This is a genomic window from Sinomonas cyclohexanicum, from assembly GCF_020886775.1.
Taxonomy (GTDB): Bacteria; Actinomycetota; Actinomycetes; order Actinomycetales; family Micrococcaceae; genus Sinomonas; species Sinomonas cyclohexanicum.
The window spans coordinates 3,563,132-3,579,381 of the sequence record NZ_AP024525.1 but is presented as its reverse complement, the minus strand read 5'-3'; the positions used below and the strand labels follow the sequence as shown (position 1 = coordinate 3,579,381).

The 16,250-nt window shown below is 71.8% G+C and carries 17 protein-coding genes and 1 riboswitch; of the genes, 10 read left to right on the top strand and 7 right to left on the bottom strand.

Annotated elements, in window-relative coordinates; all coding sequences use genetic code 11:
- Positions 1-80 precede the first annotated feature (80 nt).
- The 4 genes from SCMU_RS16895 to SCMU_RS16880 all read left to right on the top strand — a co-directional run bounded on the left by SCMU_RS16895 (position 81) and on the right by SCMU_RS16880 (position 4,238).
- A complete protein-coding gene (locus SCMU_RS16895; protein WP_229230255.1) occupies positions 81-590 on the top strand; it encodes a sigma-70 family RNA polymerase sigma factor in 510 nt (169 codons plus the stop codon).
- A complete protein-coding gene (locus SCMU_RS16890) occupies positions 587-1,324 on the top strand; it encodes an anti-sigma factor family protein (RefSeq protein WP_229230254.1) in 738 nt (245 codons plus the stop codon). The genes SCMU_RS16895 and SCMU_RS16890 overlap by 4 nt, the downstream gene beginning before the upstream one ends.
- A gap of 71 nt (positions 1,325-1,395) precedes the next feature.
- Positions 1,396-1,683: a hypothetical protein gene (locus tag SCMU_RS21215; RefSeq protein ID WP_443020168.1), complete on the top strand. Its 288-nt coding sequence runs from the start codon at positions 1,396-1,398 to the stop codon at positions 1,681-1,683.
- 35 nt (positions 1,684-1,718) lie between these two features.
- The gene (locus SCMU_RS16880; protein ID WP_229230253.1) at positions 1,719-4,238 is read left to right on the top strand and encodes a GcvT family protein; all 2,520 of its coding nucleotides are present in this window, start codon (positions 1,719-1,721) and stop codon (positions 4,236-4,238) included.
- A gap of 116 nt (positions 4,239-4,354) precedes the next feature.
- Here SCMU_RS16880 and SCMU_RS16875 read toward each other — a convergent pair whose 3' ends face one another.
- From SCMU_RS16875 to SCMU_RS16860, 4 genes are all read right to left on the bottom strand, one after another.
- Positions 4,355-5,008: a GntR family transcriptional regulator gene (locus tag SCMU_RS16875; RefSeq protein WP_229230252.1), complete on the bottom strand. Its 654-nt coding sequence runs from the start codon at positions 5,006-5,008 to the stop codon at positions 4,355-4,357.
- Between the two features lie 133 nt (positions 5,009-5,141).
- Complete coding sequence (gene trmB / locus SCMU_RS16870; RefSeq protein WP_229230251.1) at positions 5,142-5,981, bottom strand: tRNA (guanosine(46)-N7)-methyltransferase TrmB; 840 nt, start codon at positions 5,979-5,981, stop codon at positions 5,142-5,144.
- Positions 5,982-6,068: 87 nt separating this feature from the next.
- Positions 6,069-7,376, bottom strand: a complete 1,308-nt coding sequence (locus tag SCMU_RS16865) for an MFS transporter (protein ID WP_229230250.1) — start codon at positions 7,374-7,376, stop codon at positions 6,069-6,071.
- Positions 7,377-7,399: 23 nt separating this feature from the next.
- A complete protein-coding gene (locus tag SCMU_RS16860) occupies positions 7,400-8,713 on the bottom strand; it encodes a M20 metallopeptidase family protein (protein ID WP_229230249.1) in 1,314 nt (437 codons plus the stop codon).
- Positions 8,714-8,853: 140 nt separating this feature from the next.
- On the opposite strand from SCMU_RS16860, the gene SCMU_RS16855 reads away from it, so the two are divergent.
- From SCMU_RS16855 to SCMU_RS16845, 3 genes are all read left to right on the top strand, one after another.
- A complete protein-coding gene (locus SCMU_RS16855; protein WP_229230248.1) occupies positions 8,854-9,918 on the top strand; it encodes an Lrp/AsnC family transcriptional regulator in 1,065 nt (354 codons plus the stop codon).
- 169 nt (positions 9,919-10,087) lie between these two features.
- Positions 10,088-11,731: a DEAD/DEAH box helicase gene (locus SCMU_RS16850; RefSeq protein ID WP_229230247.1), complete on the top strand. Its 1,644-nt coding sequence runs from the start codon at positions 10,088-10,090 to the stop codon at positions 11,729-11,731.
- 72 nt (positions 11,732-11,803) lie between these two features.
- On the top strand, positions 11,804-12,283 hold the full coding sequence (locus SCMU_RS16845) for a pyridoxamine 5'-phosphate oxidase family protein (protein WP_229230246.1): 480 nt from the start codon (positions 11,804-11,806) through the stop codon (positions 12,281-12,283).
- Here the strand turns inward: SCMU_RS16845 and SCMU_RS16840 are convergent.
- The 3 genes from SCMU_RS16840 to SCMU_RS16830 all read right to left on the bottom strand — a co-directional run bounded on the left by SCMU_RS16840 (position 12,252) and on the right by SCMU_RS16830 (position 14,581).
- Complete coding sequence (locus SCMU_RS16840; RefSeq protein WP_229230245.1) at positions 12,252-12,614, bottom strand: DMT family transporter; 363 nt, start codon at positions 12,612-12,614, stop codon at positions 12,252-12,254. The two genes, SCMU_RS16845 and SCMU_RS16840, sit on opposite strands and share 32 nt — an antisense overlap.
- A 2-nt stretch (positions 12,615-12,616) precedes the next feature.
- Positions 12,617-12,931, bottom strand: a complete 315-nt coding sequence (locus tag SCMU_RS16835) for a DMT family transporter (protein ID WP_229230244.1) — start codon at positions 12,929-12,931, stop codon at positions 12,617-12,619.
- A 9-nt stretch (positions 12,932-12,940) separates the two neighbouring features.
- Positions 12,941-13,007, bottom strand: a riboswitch (guanidine-III (ykkC-III) riboswitch).
- 2 nt (positions 13,008-13,009) lie between these two features.
- Positions 13,010-14,581, bottom strand: coding sequence for a sialidase family protein (locus tag SCMU_RS16830; RefSeq protein WP_229230243.1), 1,572 nt, complete (start codon positions 14,579-14,581; stop codon positions 13,010-13,012).
- 44 nt (positions 14,582-14,625) lie between these two features.
- Here SCMU_RS16830 and SCMU_RS16825 point away from each other — a divergent pair, with 44 nt between their 5' ends.
- The 3 genes from SCMU_RS16825 to SCMU_RS16815 all read left to right on the top strand — a co-directional run bounded on the left by SCMU_RS16825 (position 14,626) and on the right by SCMU_RS16815 (position 16,244).
- Positions 14,626-15,027, top strand: coding sequence for a YccF domain-containing protein (locus tag SCMU_RS16825; RefSeq protein WP_229230242.1), 402 nt, complete (start codon positions 14,626-14,628; stop codon positions 15,025-15,027).
- A gap of 80 nt (positions 15,028-15,107) precedes the next feature.
- Entirely contained in the window at positions 15,108-15,716 is a 609-nt protein-coding gene (locus SCMU_RS16820; RefSeq protein WP_229230241.1) for a YceI family protein, read from the top strand.
- 18 nt (positions 15,717-15,734) lie between these two features.
- Entirely contained in the window at positions 15,735-16,244 is a 510-nt protein-coding gene (locus SCMU_RS16815) for a 2'-5' RNA ligase family protein (RefSeq protein WP_229230240.1), read from the top strand.
- Positions 16,245-16,250: the final 6 nt, after the last annotated feature.

Below are 16,250 nucleotides of genomic sequence, written 5' to 3'. Positions count from 1 at the left end.
ATGGTTCAGCGGGCGCCGGGATCACCGCAGGAATGAACCGAATCGGCCCTGAGCGCGTGTTCCACGGCAAGGAGGCCAGCATGCCCATGGACGAGGACGCCGTCGCGGCCCTCTACCGCGAGCACGGTGCCGCGCTGCGCCGGTTCGCCCGCGGCGCCGTGGGAAGCGAGAAGGCCGAGGACATCGTCCAGGAGGCCATCATCCGCGTGTGGCGGCAGGCGCCGCCCGAGACGCAGGGCCTCCGCGCCTACCTGTACCGGACCGTGAGGAACCTGATCGTGGACCAGCACCGACTCGCCGCCCGGCGGCCGCGCACCGTTGCCTCGGTGGATGAGGCGGCGGATGGCTTCGCCGTCGCCGTGGATGCCGAGCGCATCGACGAGCTCCTCGACCGCGTGGTCATGGAGGAGGCCCTGACCCGGCTCACGCCCGAGCACCGCGAGGCCCTCGTCGCCGTCCACTACCGCCGCCTCACCGTCGTGGAGGCGGCCCGCGAGCTCGGCGTCCCCGCAGGCACGGTCAAGTCCCGCTGCTTCTACGCGCTCAAGGCGCTGCGCTCCGCGCTCGACGAGATGGGGGTGGACCGGTGAGCACCGCACCGTTCGGACGGGACCACGACCAGCTCCGCCTTGACCTCGGCGCGTACGTCCTCGGCGCGCTCAGCCCCGAGGAGGCCCGCGCGCTCGAGGCGCACCTCGTGACGTGCGCCGCGTGCCGCACGGAGCTCGCCTCGATCGAGTCGCTCCCAGCCCTCCTCGACGCGGTGCCCGGGGCCCGCGCCGAGGAGATCGCGCACGACGCCGCCCGGTCGCCGGAGCCTGGACTCGTGCCGACCGCTGCGCCACGCGAGCTGCTCGCCCGGGTGGCCAGGCGGCGTCGTGCGCGGACGGCAGGGTGGGCGGGGGCGCTCGCGGCGGCAGCGGCAGGGTTCTTCGCCGCGGGGATCGCCCTCGGGCCCTCGCTGGGGGCGGGCCAGGGACCGGCTGCCCAGTCGACCCCCAGTACGTCCGCGCCCGCTTCGACGCCGGCCCAGACGCTGACCCTGACCTCGGCGGACGGCGCGCACGTCGACCTCTCGCTCGTCCACAAGGCCTGGGGCACGGAGCTGGACCTCACGTGCCGCGGCATGCCGAGTGACGGCGTGTTCACGGTGTGGGTCGTCGGGGCCGACGGCGCGGCGCAGCAGGCGGCGAGCTGGAGTTCGGGCGGGTACGGTGCGAAGGCCGTCCTGACGGGCGCGACATCACTCCAGCTCGCCTCGATCCGCGCGATCGAGATCCGGGACGCCGCCCAGCAGACGGTCGCGCGCAGCTCCCTGAGCTGAACGCAACCCGGGCGGGAAGACACCCTTGACGGCCTGTGATGGGCGCCACTATCTTCTTATATATCAGTTGTATGAGCAGCTGGACGGTGCAGCACCTCCTGGAAAGGATCCCCGTGACCTCCACCATGACCGATCCACGCCCGGTGCCCGCCGCCGCATCGGCGCCGGCCGTCCCGCACGCCGCTGTCCCGACTCTCTCCTGCCCGCAGCGGGCTGGGATCGTCCACGCGGGCCACCGTCTGGCGCCGCAGCGGCTCGCGACCGTTGGCCGCGACGCCGAGATCCTCGCCCGCGCCGTGCGCTGGCACGCCGAGAATCGCGTCCTGCTCAGCGGCCACCGCACCGTCGTCTTCCCCTGAATCCCCGGCTCCCACTATCTCCAAGGAATCCCACCATGCCTTCACCACGCGTTGTCATCATCGGAGCCGGGATCGTCGGCGCCAACCTCGCCGACGAGCTCACGGCCAGGGGCGTCACGGACATCACCGTGCTCGACAAGGGCCCGATCCCGCTCACCGGCGGGTCCACGTCCCACGCCCCGGGCCTGGTCTTCCAGACCAACTCGTCCAAGACCATGACCGAGTTCGCCGCGTACACCGCGGCCAAGCTGTCCTCGCTCGCCCGGCCGGGGGCCCGCGCGTTCAACGCCGTCGGGGGCCTCGAGATCGCCACGAGCGAGCGCCGCCTCGCCGAGCTCAAGCGGCGCCACGGCTGGGCCACCGCGTGGGGCGTGGAGGCGAGGCTCGTGGACCCGGCGGAGGCCAAGGCGCTCCACCCGCTCATCGACGAGAGCATCGTCCTGGGGGGCCTCCACCTCCCCGGCGACGGGCTCGCCTCGGCGGTGCTCGCCGTCGAGCTCCTCCGCGAGCGGGCCGCGGAGCGCGGGGCGCGGTTCGTCGGCGGCGTGCGGGTCACCGGCGTCGAGCGTTCCGCGGGGCGCGTCACCGGAGTGGTGACGGACGACGGCGTGGTTCCGGCCGACGTCGTGATCTCCGCCGCGGGCTTCTGGGGACCGGAGCTCGGAGAACTCGTGGGGATGCGCGTCCCGCTCGTGCCCATGGCGCACCAGTACGTCAAGACCACCGCCGTGCGCGAGCTCGCCGAGCAGGCCGACGGCGTCGCCCTGGGCGGCAGCCACGTCCTCGGCTCGGGGAACAGTGCGGCGCTTCCGATCCTGCGCCACCAGGACGCGGGCCTCTACTTCCGCCAGCACGGCGAGTCCCTCGGCATCGGCTCCTACGACCACCGTCCCATCGCGGTCGGCTACGACGAGCTCCCGGCCGTGGACGGGAAGGACATGGGGGAGCACTCCATGCCGTCGCGTCTGGACTTCACGCCCGAGGACTTCGAGCGGGCATTCAAGGCCTCCCGGCAGCTGCTGCCGGCCCTCGAGGACGCGGGCATCGCGGACGCCTTCAACGGGATCTTCTCGTTTACGCCGGATGGCGGCTCGCTCGTGGGCGAGTCCCCGGAGGTGCGCGGGTTCTTCATCGCCGAGGCGGTGTGGGTCACCCACTCTGCGGGCGTCGCGAAGGCCGTGGCCGAGCTCGTCGTGGACGGCCAGTCCGCGACGGACCTGCACGAGCTCGATGTGGCCCGCTTCGAGGAGATCCATATGACGGATGCCTACGTGCTCGAGACCTCGAAGCAGAGCTTCGTCGAGGTGTACGACATCAAGCACCCGCTCGAGCCGCGCCAGTCGCCCCGGAACCTGCGCGTGTCGCCGTTCCACGCCCGCCAGCGTGAGCTCGGTGGGTACTTCCTCGAGGCCGCAGGCTGGGAGCGCCCGCACTGGTACGAGGCCAACCGTGGACTGCTCGACACGCTCCCGGCCGAGTGGCATCAGCCGGCGCGCGACGACTGGTCCGCGCAGTTCGACTCGCCCATCGCTGCTGCCGAGGCCCACGCGACCCGCACCAACGTGGCGATGTACGACATGACGGCGCTCAAGCGACTCGAGGTCTCCGGCCCCGGCGCCCTGCGCCTGCTCCAGGGGCTCACTACGGGGCAGATCGACAAGAGCATCGGGTCCGTGACCTACACGCTCATGCTCACGGAGGACGGCGGGATCCGCAGCGACCTCACCGTGGCCCGCATCGGGGACGACCTCTTCCAGATCGGCGCCAACGGCGGCCAGGACCTCGACTACCTCACCCGCGCGGCCGCGGACCAGACCGCCGCCTCCCCGGCCGAGTGGGTACAGGTGCGCGACACGACCGGCGGCACGTGCTGCATCGGCGTGTGGGGCCCGAGGGCCCGCGACCTCGTCCAGCCGCTCACCCCGGCCGACCTGACGAACAACGGCCTGAAGTACTTCCGCGCCGTCTCGACCACGATCGCCGGCATCCCCGTCCGGATCATGCGCCTCTCCTACGTGGGGGAGCTCGGCTGGGAGATCTACGCGTCCGCCGAGTACGGCCAGCGGCTCTGGGACGCCCTGTGGGGAGCGGGACGGCCGATCGGCCTCATCGCGGCGGGCCGCGCGGCCTTCAACAGCCTGCGCCTCGAGAAGGGGTACCGCTCTTGGGGCGCAGACATGACTACCGAGCACACACCGGCCGAGGCGGGCCTCGAGTTCGCGGTCCGTCCCGCCAAGGGCGAGTTCGTGGGGAAGGCAGCGCTCGACGGCCCCGCGGATGCGCCGCTGGCCCGTCGCCTCCGCTGCCTCACCGTGGACGACGGCACGTCCATGGTCCTCGGGAAGGAGCCGGTCTACGTAGCCGGCGACGTCGCCGGCTACGTGACGAGCGCGGCGTTCGGGCACACGGTGCGCCGCCCGGTCGCCTACGCGTGGCTCCCCGGCGACGTCGAGGTAGGCGACCGCGTCGAGATCGAGTACTTCGGCGCCCGCATCGCCGCGACGGTCCAGGCCGAGCCGCTCGTCGACCCCGAGATGGCAAAGATCCGCGCCTGAGTCCCCGACCGACGGGCGGCCGCGGCAGGGCCGCCTGAAGCGGGCCCCGCCTCCCGGAAAGATCTCCGGGAGGCGGGGCCCGCCGTCGTGCGCGGGAACAGGTCCCGCCGCGCGGGCTAGCGCATGAGGGCGCCGCGCACGACGTCCTCGAAGTGCGTCACGTGCTGCTCGGCGAGCGCGCTGGCCCTCGCCGGGTCGCCGTCCACGATCGCCGTGAGGAGCTCGGCATGCTCGCGCACGTTGGAGCTGATGGGGGCGAGCCCGGCCAGGACGAAGTTCCACATGCGCTGGGACAGGCTGAAGTACTGGATGAGGGTCGCCTCGACGTAGCTGTTCCGCATGATGGAGTAGATCGCGCGGTGGATGCGCTCGTCGAGATCCATCGCGTCAATGTTCGACGTGGCGCCGTCGCGCGCGAGATCATCCAGGCAGGCCCGCAGCATGACCCTGTCCTCATCGGTGACCTGCTCGGCCGCTCGGCGCGCGGCGAAGGACTCGAGTACCCGGCGCGCATCCGAGATCGCGCGCAGGTCCTTGATGTTCACGTCGGAGACGATCGTGCCGCGCCTCGGGTAGACGGTCAGCATGCGGTCTGACTCGAGCCGCTTGACCGCCTCGCGCATTGGCGTCCGGCCCACGCCAAGCTCCTTCATGAGCGCGTCCTCGTCCAGAGCCTCGCCCGGCTCCAGGCGCATGTCGATGATGCGCTCGCGCAGCTCGAGGTACGCGTGCTCGGCCAGCGTTCGGCCCGCGGTGCTGGTTCTTGCCACAGCCTAGATATATCAGATGTGTGGCGGCGTGCCACAGGCCCCCGATGTGATCACGGGTGCAGAACTGCAGACGTCAGCGCCGATTCATCGCGGATTCAGGGGATCAGCGCCGCGAGTTGTGCAGTCCCGCACACTACGCTCGCACGGCCGTGAGGTCGAAGATCACCCGGCCGGCCTGGTGGGCCTTGTTCTCGAAGCTCGTGAGCACGCGCCCGTCGAAGCGCGGCGCCCAGCCGCCCACGTGGTCAAGGTCCCCCGTGGCCTCGCAGTCCACACCGGAGGCCCACGCCGCGGTGAGGGGGCTCTCGGAGCCGGCCAGTTCGCCGTCGTGCGCGTTGCGGAACTCCGGCGAGGCGGCGATGACCTCGCGCATCTGCTGCGCGTAGCCGGACCAGTCGGTCGCGAGCCTCCACAGCCCGCCCGGCGCGAGGGCGCGGGCGGCGAGCCCCGCGAAGGACTCCTGCACGAGCCGGCGCTTGTGGTGCTTCGTCTTGTGCCACGGGTCGGGGAAGAACACCCACAGCTCCGCCACGGACCCGGCGGGCAGCATGCTGCCGAGCACCTCGGGCGCGTTGGCCTGGACCACGCGCACGTTGGTGAGGCCGCGCTGGCCGATCCGCAGGAGCGTGTTCGCGAGGCCCGGCTTGTAGACCTCGACGGCGAGGTAGTTGCGGGCCGGGTCCGCCTCGGCCGCCGCCACGATCGCCTCGCCGAGTCCCGAGCCGATCTCGACGACGAGCGGCGCAGGGCGGCCGAACTCCGCCGCCGCGTCGAACTCGTAGTCCGGATGCACCGACGTGTCCGCGACGTGCCGCGGGACGTCCACCACGAACGCGTCCGCGTGCTCGTCCCACGCCGCCTGCCGCCGCCCCTGAAGCCGGGTCCCGCGCCGGACGAAGCTCACCGGCTGCCGCCGGTACGTGCCGAAGGAGGCCTGGGAGCCGGGGGTGACGGGGTTGGGGTGCTCGCTCATCGCCTTAAAGGCTACGGGACGGACGACGGCGCCCCCTCGCCGGCCGCTGTCCACGCGGGGGAGAGGGGGCGCTGCGGGCCGCTGGCCTCAGTGGCGCAGGTCCTTGCCCTTCGTCTCGGGCAGGGCCAGCACCGTCAGGATGGAGACGGCGACCATGAGCACGGCATAGACGTTGAATGCCCACGATGCGTGCAGGACGTCAGCGAAGAGCTGCTGGAGGTACGGCGCCGTGCCGCCGAACAGCGCCACGCAGATCGAGTACGGGACGCCCACGCCCACGGTGCGGATGTGGGCCGGGAACATCTCCGCGTAGGCGGCGGGCACGATCGCGGCCGAGCACGCGATGAAGATGAGCATGACCGACATCGAGACGAACAGCTGCCAGGCCGAGTTCTGGAGCAGCCACGTCATCGGGAAGTGCAGCACCGCGACGCCCACGCCGCCGATGATCATGACCTTCTTGCGGCCGATCCGGTCGCTCAGCCTGCCCCACAGCGGCAGGGCGATGAGGAACACGGCGTTGGCCCCGACGCCGGCCCACAGCGCCTCGGAGGCGTTGATGTGCAGGCTCGAGATGGCGAAGGCGGGGGCCACGACGCCCCACACGTAGTAGATGATCGTCAGGCCCACGGTCATGCCGATGACCTGCAGAGCCTGCTTCCTGTGCTCGACGATCGAGCGCCAGATCGGGTGCTTGGGCCGCTTTGTGCCGCCAGCGGCGGTGAGGCCCTCGAAAGCCTCCGTCTCCGGCATGCGGAACCGCATGACCAGGCCGTACAGGCCCATCGCCGCGCCGAGGAAGAACGGGATGCGCCAGCCGAACGCGTCCATCTGCGCCTTGGTCAGGATGCTCGTGAGGACCACGCCGAGGAAGGTGCCGAAGAGGACGCCGACGGTGCCCGAGACGTAGATGAGCGAGGACCAGAAGCCGCGCTTCTCGCGCGGTGCGACCTCCGAGAGGTAGGTCTGGGACGAGGGGAGCTCGCCGCCGTGCGCGAGGCCCTGGATGAGGCGGGCCACGAGCAGCGTGAGGGAGGCGAACGCCCCGACCGCGGTGAACGTCGGCGCGATCGCGATGAGCAGGCTGCCGAAGGCGGCGAGGGCCACCGCGAATGTCATCGACGTCTTGCGCCCGATCCGGTCCCCGATCCAGCCGAAGACCAGTCCGCCGAACGGCCGGGCGAGGAACCCCACCGCGAACACGGCGAGCGTGGAGAGGATCGCGGACGTGGGGTCTGCCCCATTGAAGAGCTGCTTCGAGAAGAACGGCGCGAACGTCGCGTAGACGTTCCAGTCGAACCACTCGACGGCGTTCCCCACGCCCGTGCTCATGACCGTCTGACGGGTCGACGGTGCCTTCCGGACGCGTCCGGCAACGGCGGTGTTGGTGGACATGGCTACCTTTCGAAGATGCGCGGTCAGGCGCCCGCGAGCGCGGCGAGCTTGGTCAGGGCGAGGTGGGCGTAGAGGGCGGTGCCGTCGGCGAGGACGGCGTCGTCGAACGTGGCGTAGGGGGAGTGGTTGAACGCGGACGTAGCCGGATCGGCCCCGGCCGGCACGGCGCTGAGCCCGATGAAGCTGCCGGGCACCTCGGCGAGGACGCGGGAGAAGTCCTCGGAGCCCGAGAGCGGATTGGCCAGGCGCGCGTGGCGGCCGGGTGCACCGGCGGCGCCTCCGAAGAGGTCCGCGATCGCGCCCTCGGCGAACTCCGTCTCCGCCACATCCGTCACGGTGAGGGGGTACTCGGCCTCGTACCGGACGTCCACGTCGACGCCGTGAGCCTGGGCGATGCCCTTGAGGAGGCGCGGGATCGCGGTCTGCATGCGCTCGCGGTGGGCGCCGGAGAACGTGCGGATCGTCGCGTCGAACTCGGCCGTGTCCGGGATGACGTTGCGCTTGGACCCCGCCGTGAACCTGCCGACGGTGATGACGGCGGGGTCGAACATGTCGAACTGGCGGGTCAGCATGGTCTGCAGCGCCACGACCATCTCGGCGGCGACCGTCACCGGGTCCTTGGCCATGTGGGGCGCGGAGCCGTGGCCGCCGGCGCCGAGCACCCGCACGAACAGGCCGTCCGAGGCACTCATCATCACGCCCGGCCGGGTCACGAACTGCCCATGCGGGGCCATCGAGGAGAACACGTGCATCCCGAACGCGGCGTCGGCGCGTCGCCCGGCTGCGTCGAGCACGCCCTCGCGGATCATGACCGACGCGCCGTCGTAGCCCTCCTCGCCCGGCTGGAACATGAACACGACGTCTCCGGCGAGCCGGTGCCGGCTGTCCGCGAGCAGGGTGGCGGCCCCGAGCAGCATCGACGTGTGCAGGTCGTGGCCGCACGCGTGCATCGCGCCGTCGATCCGCGAGATGAACTCGGCGCCCGTGCGCTCCTGCACCGGCAGGGCGTCCATGTCAGCGCGGAGGAGGACGGTCGGGTGCGCCCGGAGTGCGGCGGCGGCCGGCGAGGCGGACGACGGCGGCTCGTCACCGGCGTCGTGCGTCGCGCCGGGGCGGTGCCCACCCGGGTGCGCTGGCGCGCCCGTGCCGCGCAGCACCGCGGTGACCGAGGTGGTGTCGGTGCCCGTGGAGACCTCGAGCCCGAGGCTGTCGAGGGCTGCCAGGACCTTCTCCTGGGTCCGGGGCAGCTCGAGCCCGATCTCCGGCTCCTGGTGGAGCGCATGCCTCCACTGAGTGAGCTGGCCCTGCAGGCCCTTGGCCTCGTCGATGAGGTTCACAGTGTCTCCGTCCCGTGTGCTGCTCTTGCGCCGCTCTTGCGCTGCGCGCGGTATGTGGCATGCCGCCACACATGAAGTGATCGTCAACGAGTGTGGGCCAAAGCAGCACTCCTGGGCGGAGAATCGCAATAATCTCTCACATGGAGACCCGTATTCTGCAGCCCATCTCACTGACGGAGGGATCGGTGGCGTTTTCGGAGGAGGACCTCGCGCTGCTGCACGCGCTCCAGATCGCCCCGCGGGCCGCATGGTCGGATCTCGCCGACGTGCTGGACGCGCACCCGGCGACGCTCGCGCGCCGGTGGGAGCGGATGCGCTCCAGCGGGCTGGCCTGGGTCACGGCGCACCTCCGCGGCGACCCGGCGGCGATGGTGCTCGCGTTCGTCGACGTGGAGTGCGAGCTTGGGCGGCGCGAGGAAGCGGTTGCCGCGCTAGCGCGCCTGCCGGAGGTCCAGACCATAGACATCGGGTCCAGCCACCCCGACATCTCCCTGACCGTGTTCGCCGCCTCGATCCTCGACTATGCGGAGAACGCCGTCCCGCGGATCGCGGCGCAGCCGGGGGTACTGCGCATGGATGCCCACCTGTGCACGCGCCTCCACGCCGGCGGCCACACCTGGCGGCTCGCGGCCCTCAACCGAGCGCAGATCGCCGCCGTCTCGGAACTGGCCCGCGTCGAGCCGTTCGCCGGCAGGCTGCCTCCGGCCGCCTTGGACCTCCTGCCGCACCTCTCCCTCGACGGGCGCGCGACGGCGGCCGAGCTCTCGAGAGTGCTGGGCCGCAGTGCTGCCACCGTGCACCGGCAGCTCACCCGGGTGATGGGCAGCGGCCTGCTCTCGTTCCGGTGCGAGGTCGCCCAGGCGCGGGCCGGCTACCCCGTGGCGTGCAAATGGCTCGCGAAGGTCCCTCCGGGGCAGCATGCCGCAGCCGCCGCGGCGCTTGCGGGCCTGCGGAACATCCGCCTGGCCGCCTCGACCACCGGCCGGACCAACTTCACGATCATGATGTGGCTGCGCAGCGTCGCGGACGTCATGACGGGCGAGCTCACGCTCCGCGAGAAGGTCCCGGGCATCGAGCTCGTCGAGAGTGTCGTGATGATCCGCGCGGTCAAGCGCGTAGGCGTCATGCTGCGGGCCGACGGCACGACCACGGGGGAGGTCGTCTCGGCCCCGGATCTGGACCCCCTGACGGAACTGGTAGACTAGGACAACTGGCAGTGCGCCGTAGTCCCAGAGAGTTTGGCTGGGCGTCCGCGCCGCCTGCGTCGAAGATCGCGCAAGCCGGCCCTCCGGCCACGGCTCCTTTCCTCGGCGAACCCTGCGTGAGCCGATTTGGCCCGCGGGGACATTCCGATGACGGAGCACTGGACCACCTATGTCCGAAACCACCTTCACTTCCCTCGGCGTGCCCGCCGCGCTCTCCCGCGTCCTTGCGGAGCAGGGCATCGAGACGCCGTTCCCCATCCAGACCAAGACCCTCCCGGATACGCTGGGCGGCCGCGACGTCCTCGGCCGCGGCCAGACCGGCTCGGGCAAGACCATCGCGTTCGCCCTGCCGCTCGTGGCGGGCCTCGCGGAGTCCGGCCGCGCCGGCGCGGGCAGCCGCCGCCCGGGGCGCCCGACGGGCCTCGTCCTGGCGCCGACCCGCGAGCTCGCCACCCAGATCGACGCCACCGTGGCCCCGTTGGCGGCCGCGATGGGCCTCAACACGACCGTGATCTACGGCGGCGTCTCCCAGGCGCGCCAGGAGCGCGCGCTCAGGGCCGGCGTCGATATCGTGATCGCGTGCCCGGGTCGCCTCGAGGACCTCGGGCGTCAGGGCATCGTGAACCTGAACGACATCGCGGTGACCGTCCTCGACGAGGCGGACCACATGGCGGATCTCGGGTTCCTGCCGGTGGTCAAGCGCATCCTCGACCAGACGCCCGACGGCGGCCAGCGCCTCCTCTTCTCGGCGACCCTCGACAACGGCGTGGACAAGATCGTCAAGCGCTACCTGCACAACCCGCTCACGCACTCCGTGGACGCGCCGCAAGCCGCGGTCAGCACCATGGAGCACCACGTCCTGCTCACGGCGGACGCCACGAGCAAGAAGAACCTCATCGAGCTCCTCGCCTCCGGGCAGGGCCGACGCGTGCTGTTCATGCGCACGAAGCACCACGCCAAGCGCCTTGCGCAGCAGCTGACGAAGGCGGGCATCCCCGCCGTCGACCTGCACGGCAACCTGTCCCAGAACGCCCGCGACCGCAACCTCGCGGACTTCGCCTCGGGCGAGGTGCGCGTGCTGGTCGCGACGGACGTCGCGGCCCGTGGCGTGCACGTGGACGATGTGGAGCTCGTGGTCCACGTCGATCCGCCGGCCGAGCACAAGGCCTACCTCCACCGTTCGGGCCGCACGGCGCGCGCGGGCTCGGAGGGCACGGTCGTGACGATCGTGCTGCCCGAGCAGAAGCAGGACGTCCGCAAGCTCCTCCGCGACGCCGGCGTGAAGGTCGAGGTCACGCCCGTGACCACGTCCTCGCCGCAGGTCACCGCCCTCGTGGGCGAGCGCGCCGCGTACGTCGACCCGGCCGACCGTGCCGCCGCGGTCGCCGCGAAGATGCCCCAGCAGGGCGGCGGGAAGTCCACCGGCGCGAACGCGCAGCGCAAGCGCTCGCGCGGTCGTGGCACGGGCCAGGGCGCGCAGGACGACGTCGCCCGCCGCGGCGGCCGCGGCACCGGCGGTCCGGGCCACCGCAACGACGTGGGCGCCGCGAGGAACGAGAGGGCCCCGCGCAGCGACAAGGGAGCTCGGACCGAGCAGCCCAAGCAGCGCCGGCAGGGCTCGGGCCCCCGCAGTGCGGGCGCGATCCCGACCGTGTGGACCTCGACCACCGGCGGGACGTCCGGCGGCAGCTACGGCTCCGGCAGTCGCGGCGGCGCCGCGGGCCAGGGCCGGGGCGGTAGCGCCGGCGGTCAGGGCGGCCGGGGCCCCCGCGGCCCGCGCCGGGCGAGCTCGCCGGCGTCGAACAACCGCTGACCCGCCCCCCTCAACGGAGGGCGGGCCGTATGGCCCTTCGCCCCGGGGCCGCGCGGGTCCTAGACTGGCGGCATGAGCACCCACGACACCACGGCCCCCTCTGGAGGCGTCCGCAACCTGTCCCCCGAGGACTCGTGGGAGCGGGCGCGCACCATGGTCGTCGGCCGGCTCGCGTTCAGCGGCGGCGACCGTCTCGAGCTGTTCCCGATCAACTACCTCGTGGACCGCGGCACCGTGCTCTTCCGCACCGCGCCGGGGACCAAGCTGGCCGCCTCCATGGAGCGGCTCGCGGTCGCGTTCGAGGTGGATGGCTACGAGGCGGACACCAACGAGGCCTGGTCCGTGGTGGTCCACGGCACGCTCGAGCCGGTGCTGGACACCGCATCGATCGTCGACGCCGTCGCGCTCCCGCTGTTCCCGTGGCAGTCGGGGGAGAAGGCGTTCTTCGTGCGGATCGTCCCCGGTGAGGTCACGGGGCGCCAGTTCAAGGTCGCGGACCCCTCGCACTGGGTCTCCCAGTTCACCGGGATGCACCGGGCGTCGCAGGAGTAGAGGCGGCCGAGGACTCGCCGCCCAGGGCCTTGAGCCCGGCCGAGCACGCCACGATCCCGGCGATGAACACGAGCTTGAGCCAGCTGAAGGCCTCGGCTCCCGTGAGCATCGCCCACGCCACAGTAAGCGACGCGCCCACGCCCACCCACACGGCGTAGGCCGTCGCGAGCGGGATCCGCCGGACGGCCACGGCGAGCCCGGCCATGCTCGCCGTGGCCGCGACGGCGAAGACCGCCGTCGCGGCGGGCTGGCTGAAGCCCTCGGATGCGCCGAGCGCCGTCGCCCAGACGGCCTCGAGCACGGCGGAGGCGAGCAGCACGATCCACGCCATGGCTACGCCACCGCCTTGAGCCCGGCCACGCACCCGGCGATGCCGAGCAGCAGGAGTACGCGCGCCGCCGTCGTGCGCTCAAGCTTGCGCACCATGGCGTACACCGCCGTCAGCACCACGCCCACGCCGACCCACACGGCGTAGCCGGTGCCGACGGGGATCTCGGTGAGCGCCCACGAGAGCCCGCCCATGCTGGCGCCGAGCGCGAGCAGGAACACGAGGGTGGGGAGGGGGCGGCGGAAGCCGTGTGAGCGCTCGAGCGCGGCCGCCCAGACGGCCTCGAGGGCGCCGGACGCGATGAGGACGACCCAGGACATGAGGAACCTTCCGGCCAGTCTTGTCGCGTTCCGGGTACTGGGTTCCCTCGTCCGGGGAGCCGAGTGCGGCCCCTCCTTCTACGGTAGCAACTCCCCGGTGGCGGTTGAGTACCGCAGCTCGCGGGCCAGCCCCAGCGCGGGCACCGCGAACCGCGCCGCGGCCACCCCGGCCGCGACGTCGGCGTCCGTCACCGTCAGCGCGGGGTAGGGCGCGCCGAACACCGCGCGCCCCCCGGGCGGGAGGTCCACAGGAATCGTGGCCCCGCCCGGGTGCTCGAGCACCACGCCGTCCGCGGCGACGCCCTCGGGCAGCCGCACGCGGGCGTGGAACGCGAGGATGTCCCCGGCGTGGAGTCCCGGCCGCGGCGGGCCGTAGTTGAGCAGCTGCGCCTCGCGCGTGCCGAGGATCATCCCGCCGGCCGCTCCGTACGCCTGCCCGACCTCCTTCCACGCGCTCGCGTCGACCCCGCCGGCGTCCACGGGGTAGACGTGGTGCTCGCCCACGTGCACCCATTCCTCGGGCAGGCCGGGGGTGACCGAGCGGAGGATTACCTCGAGCGTCGGCTCGGCCGGGCGCACGACGCCGGCCTGCTCGCCGTCCGCGGGACCGCTCGCCTCGATCTCGGCGCGGGACACCGAGGCGAAGGCGATCTCGGAGTAGCCCTCGCGCTCGTAGAGCACGCCGATGCGGCCGCCCGGGAGCTCGGCGGCGCACGAGTACCCGGAGCTGCCCTCGCACAGGACGAGCTGGTGCGGCCACGTCGCACCGCCGTCGAGCGAGAGGCTCAGGCCCGTGTTGCGGCGCAGCTCGGGGTCGAGGTTGGAGGAGGCGAGCAAGGAGCCTCCCCCGAGCATGACCAGCGAGCCGTTGTCGCTCGGGTCCGGGAGCCCCTCGACCGCGACGGCAGCGCCCCAGGAGGCCCCGCCGTCGTGCGATACCGCCGCGAGGCGCGACGGCGTGGCGCGGGAGTGCAGCAGGAGCGACCCGTCGGGGAGGGACGCGATCGCGGACTCGTTGGTGCCCCCGCCCACCGGCGCGCCGAGTGTCCACGTCTCGCCGTGGTCGTCGCTGTAGGCAGCCGCGGCGGTGATCTCGCCGCCGTCGAGGAGGACCATGGGCTGGACGAGGCGCCCGGCGAACGGCCCGCCGGGCACGCACAGGCCGCCGCCCGACGCGGCGAAGATCCCCGTGATCCCCGGCCTCTTGAGCTGGGAGGTGAGGCGGCGGTGGATCCAGGTGGCGCCGTCGTCGTCCGAGAGGGAGACGTCCACATGCTGCACCGCGTCGTGGCCCTCGGTGCTCCCGGGGCCCTCCACCGCCTCGAAGAACCCCGCGAGCGTGCCCGTCGCGTGGAACATGAGGATCCGCCCGGTGGCGTGGTCCACGATCAGGGAGGGATCGCCGAAGCCCTGCAGGCCCGTGCCGGTACGGACCACCTGCTGGGGGCCCCATGTGACGCCGGAGTCGTGGGACCGGCGCACGAGCAGGTCGATCGGGCTGGGCAGGTCGTCCAGGTTGGGCCGGCCGTCGTACGCCGCGAGCACGGTCCCGGCGTTCGTCACTGCCAGCGCAGGGATGCGGTACTGCGCGTAGCCGCCTTCGCCGCGGCGTGCGAGCGTGATGTCGGGCACCGCAGAGACATTGGACATGGGATAACTATAGGTAGTGGGCCGCATCGGGGCAGACTGGTGCCATGAAGACCCTCCTGAATCTCATCTGGTTCATCTTCGGCGGTTTCGTCCTGGCGCTGGGATACTTCCTCGCGGGCCTGATCTGCTGCGCGCTCATCATCACGATCCCCTGGGGCATCGCGTCCTTCCGCATCGCCTCCTACGCGCTGTGGCCGTTCGGGCGCACCATCGTGGACAAGGGCGGCCGCGTGGGCACGGCCTCGACGATCGGGAACATCATCTGGCTGCTCGTGGCCGGCATCTGGATTGCCATCGGCCACGTGGCCACCGCGATCGCGATGGCCACGACCATCATCGGGATACCGCTCGCCATCGCCAACATCAAGCTGATCCCCGTCTCGCTCATGCCCCTCGGCAAGGAAATCGTGCCGACAGACCGCCTCCTGGCCAGCTACGGACGCTGATCCGGCGCGTCGAACTGATTGCGGCGTTCTTGGACAGTAGGCAGAGCGCACTATAGGTTTGACCTGATAAGGAGGCACGAATGCCCGAACTCGATAGTTCCCTTGCCGGCGAGTGGAAGTTCGATCCTGCCCACACCCGGGTCGGATTCTCCACCCGGCATGCGATGGTCACGAAGGTCCGCGGCGCGTTCAACGACGTCGAGGGCATCATCAACGTCGACGTCGACGAGCCGACCAACTCGTCCGTCAAGGTCACCATCAAGGTGGCCAGCATCGACACGCGCAACGCCCAGCGCGATGAGCACCTGCGGACCAACGACTTCTTCGACGCCCCGCATCACCCGGAGATCACGTTCGTCTCCAAGCGCATCGACCAGGTCGAGGAGAACAGCTTCATCGTCTCCGGCGACCTTACGATCCGCGGCGTGACAAAGGAGATCGCACTGCCGATCGAGTTCGTCGGCATCGAGACGGACCCGTTCGGCAACATGCGCGCCGGCTTCGAGGGCTCTCGCCGGATTGACCGCAAGGACTTCGGCGTCAACTGGAACGCCGGCCTGGACTCGGGCGGCGTGCTCGTCTCCGACCGCATCCTGCTCGAGTTCGAGATCTCGGCCATCAAGACCGTCCCCAGCGGCGATTCCGCAGCTGCGGACGAGTCGAAGGCCGAGCAGTCAGAGCACAGCTGACCCCCACCGCAGGCTGACGTGGACGACGGCGATGAGGGCCTCCATCCCTTCGTTGCCGTCGCGTTCGTCGAGCCGGTGGGCGAGGTGCGTTTCGGCAAGCGGCACTGGCCGCTGCACGTGACCCTCCTGCGTTTCGACCTGGCCCCGGAGGCCGCCCGTGAGGCGGCCACCGGGGCCTTGTCTGCGTTCCAGCCGTTCCGCATCCGGATCGGCCGCGACGCCGACTTCGGCTACCGCGGCCGGGTCCGCGTCTCGCTCGTGGAGCACGACGCCGCGCACTCGGATCCGCTCAAGGCGCCCGACCCGCTGCAGGAGCTGCACGAGCGCGTCCGGGACGCCGTCGTGGCCCTCGGCGGCCGGATCCACAGCCTGCAGCACACGGGCCGGGGCTTCCGCCCGCATGTCACGGTGCAGGGGGAGCGGCGCGTCCACGCCGGGGAGACGGTGCTCCTGCACAGCGTGGCCCTCGTGGACATGGCACCCGGCGGCGACACCGAGTGGCGGCTGCCCGTCGCCCAGTGGCGCTAGCCGCCT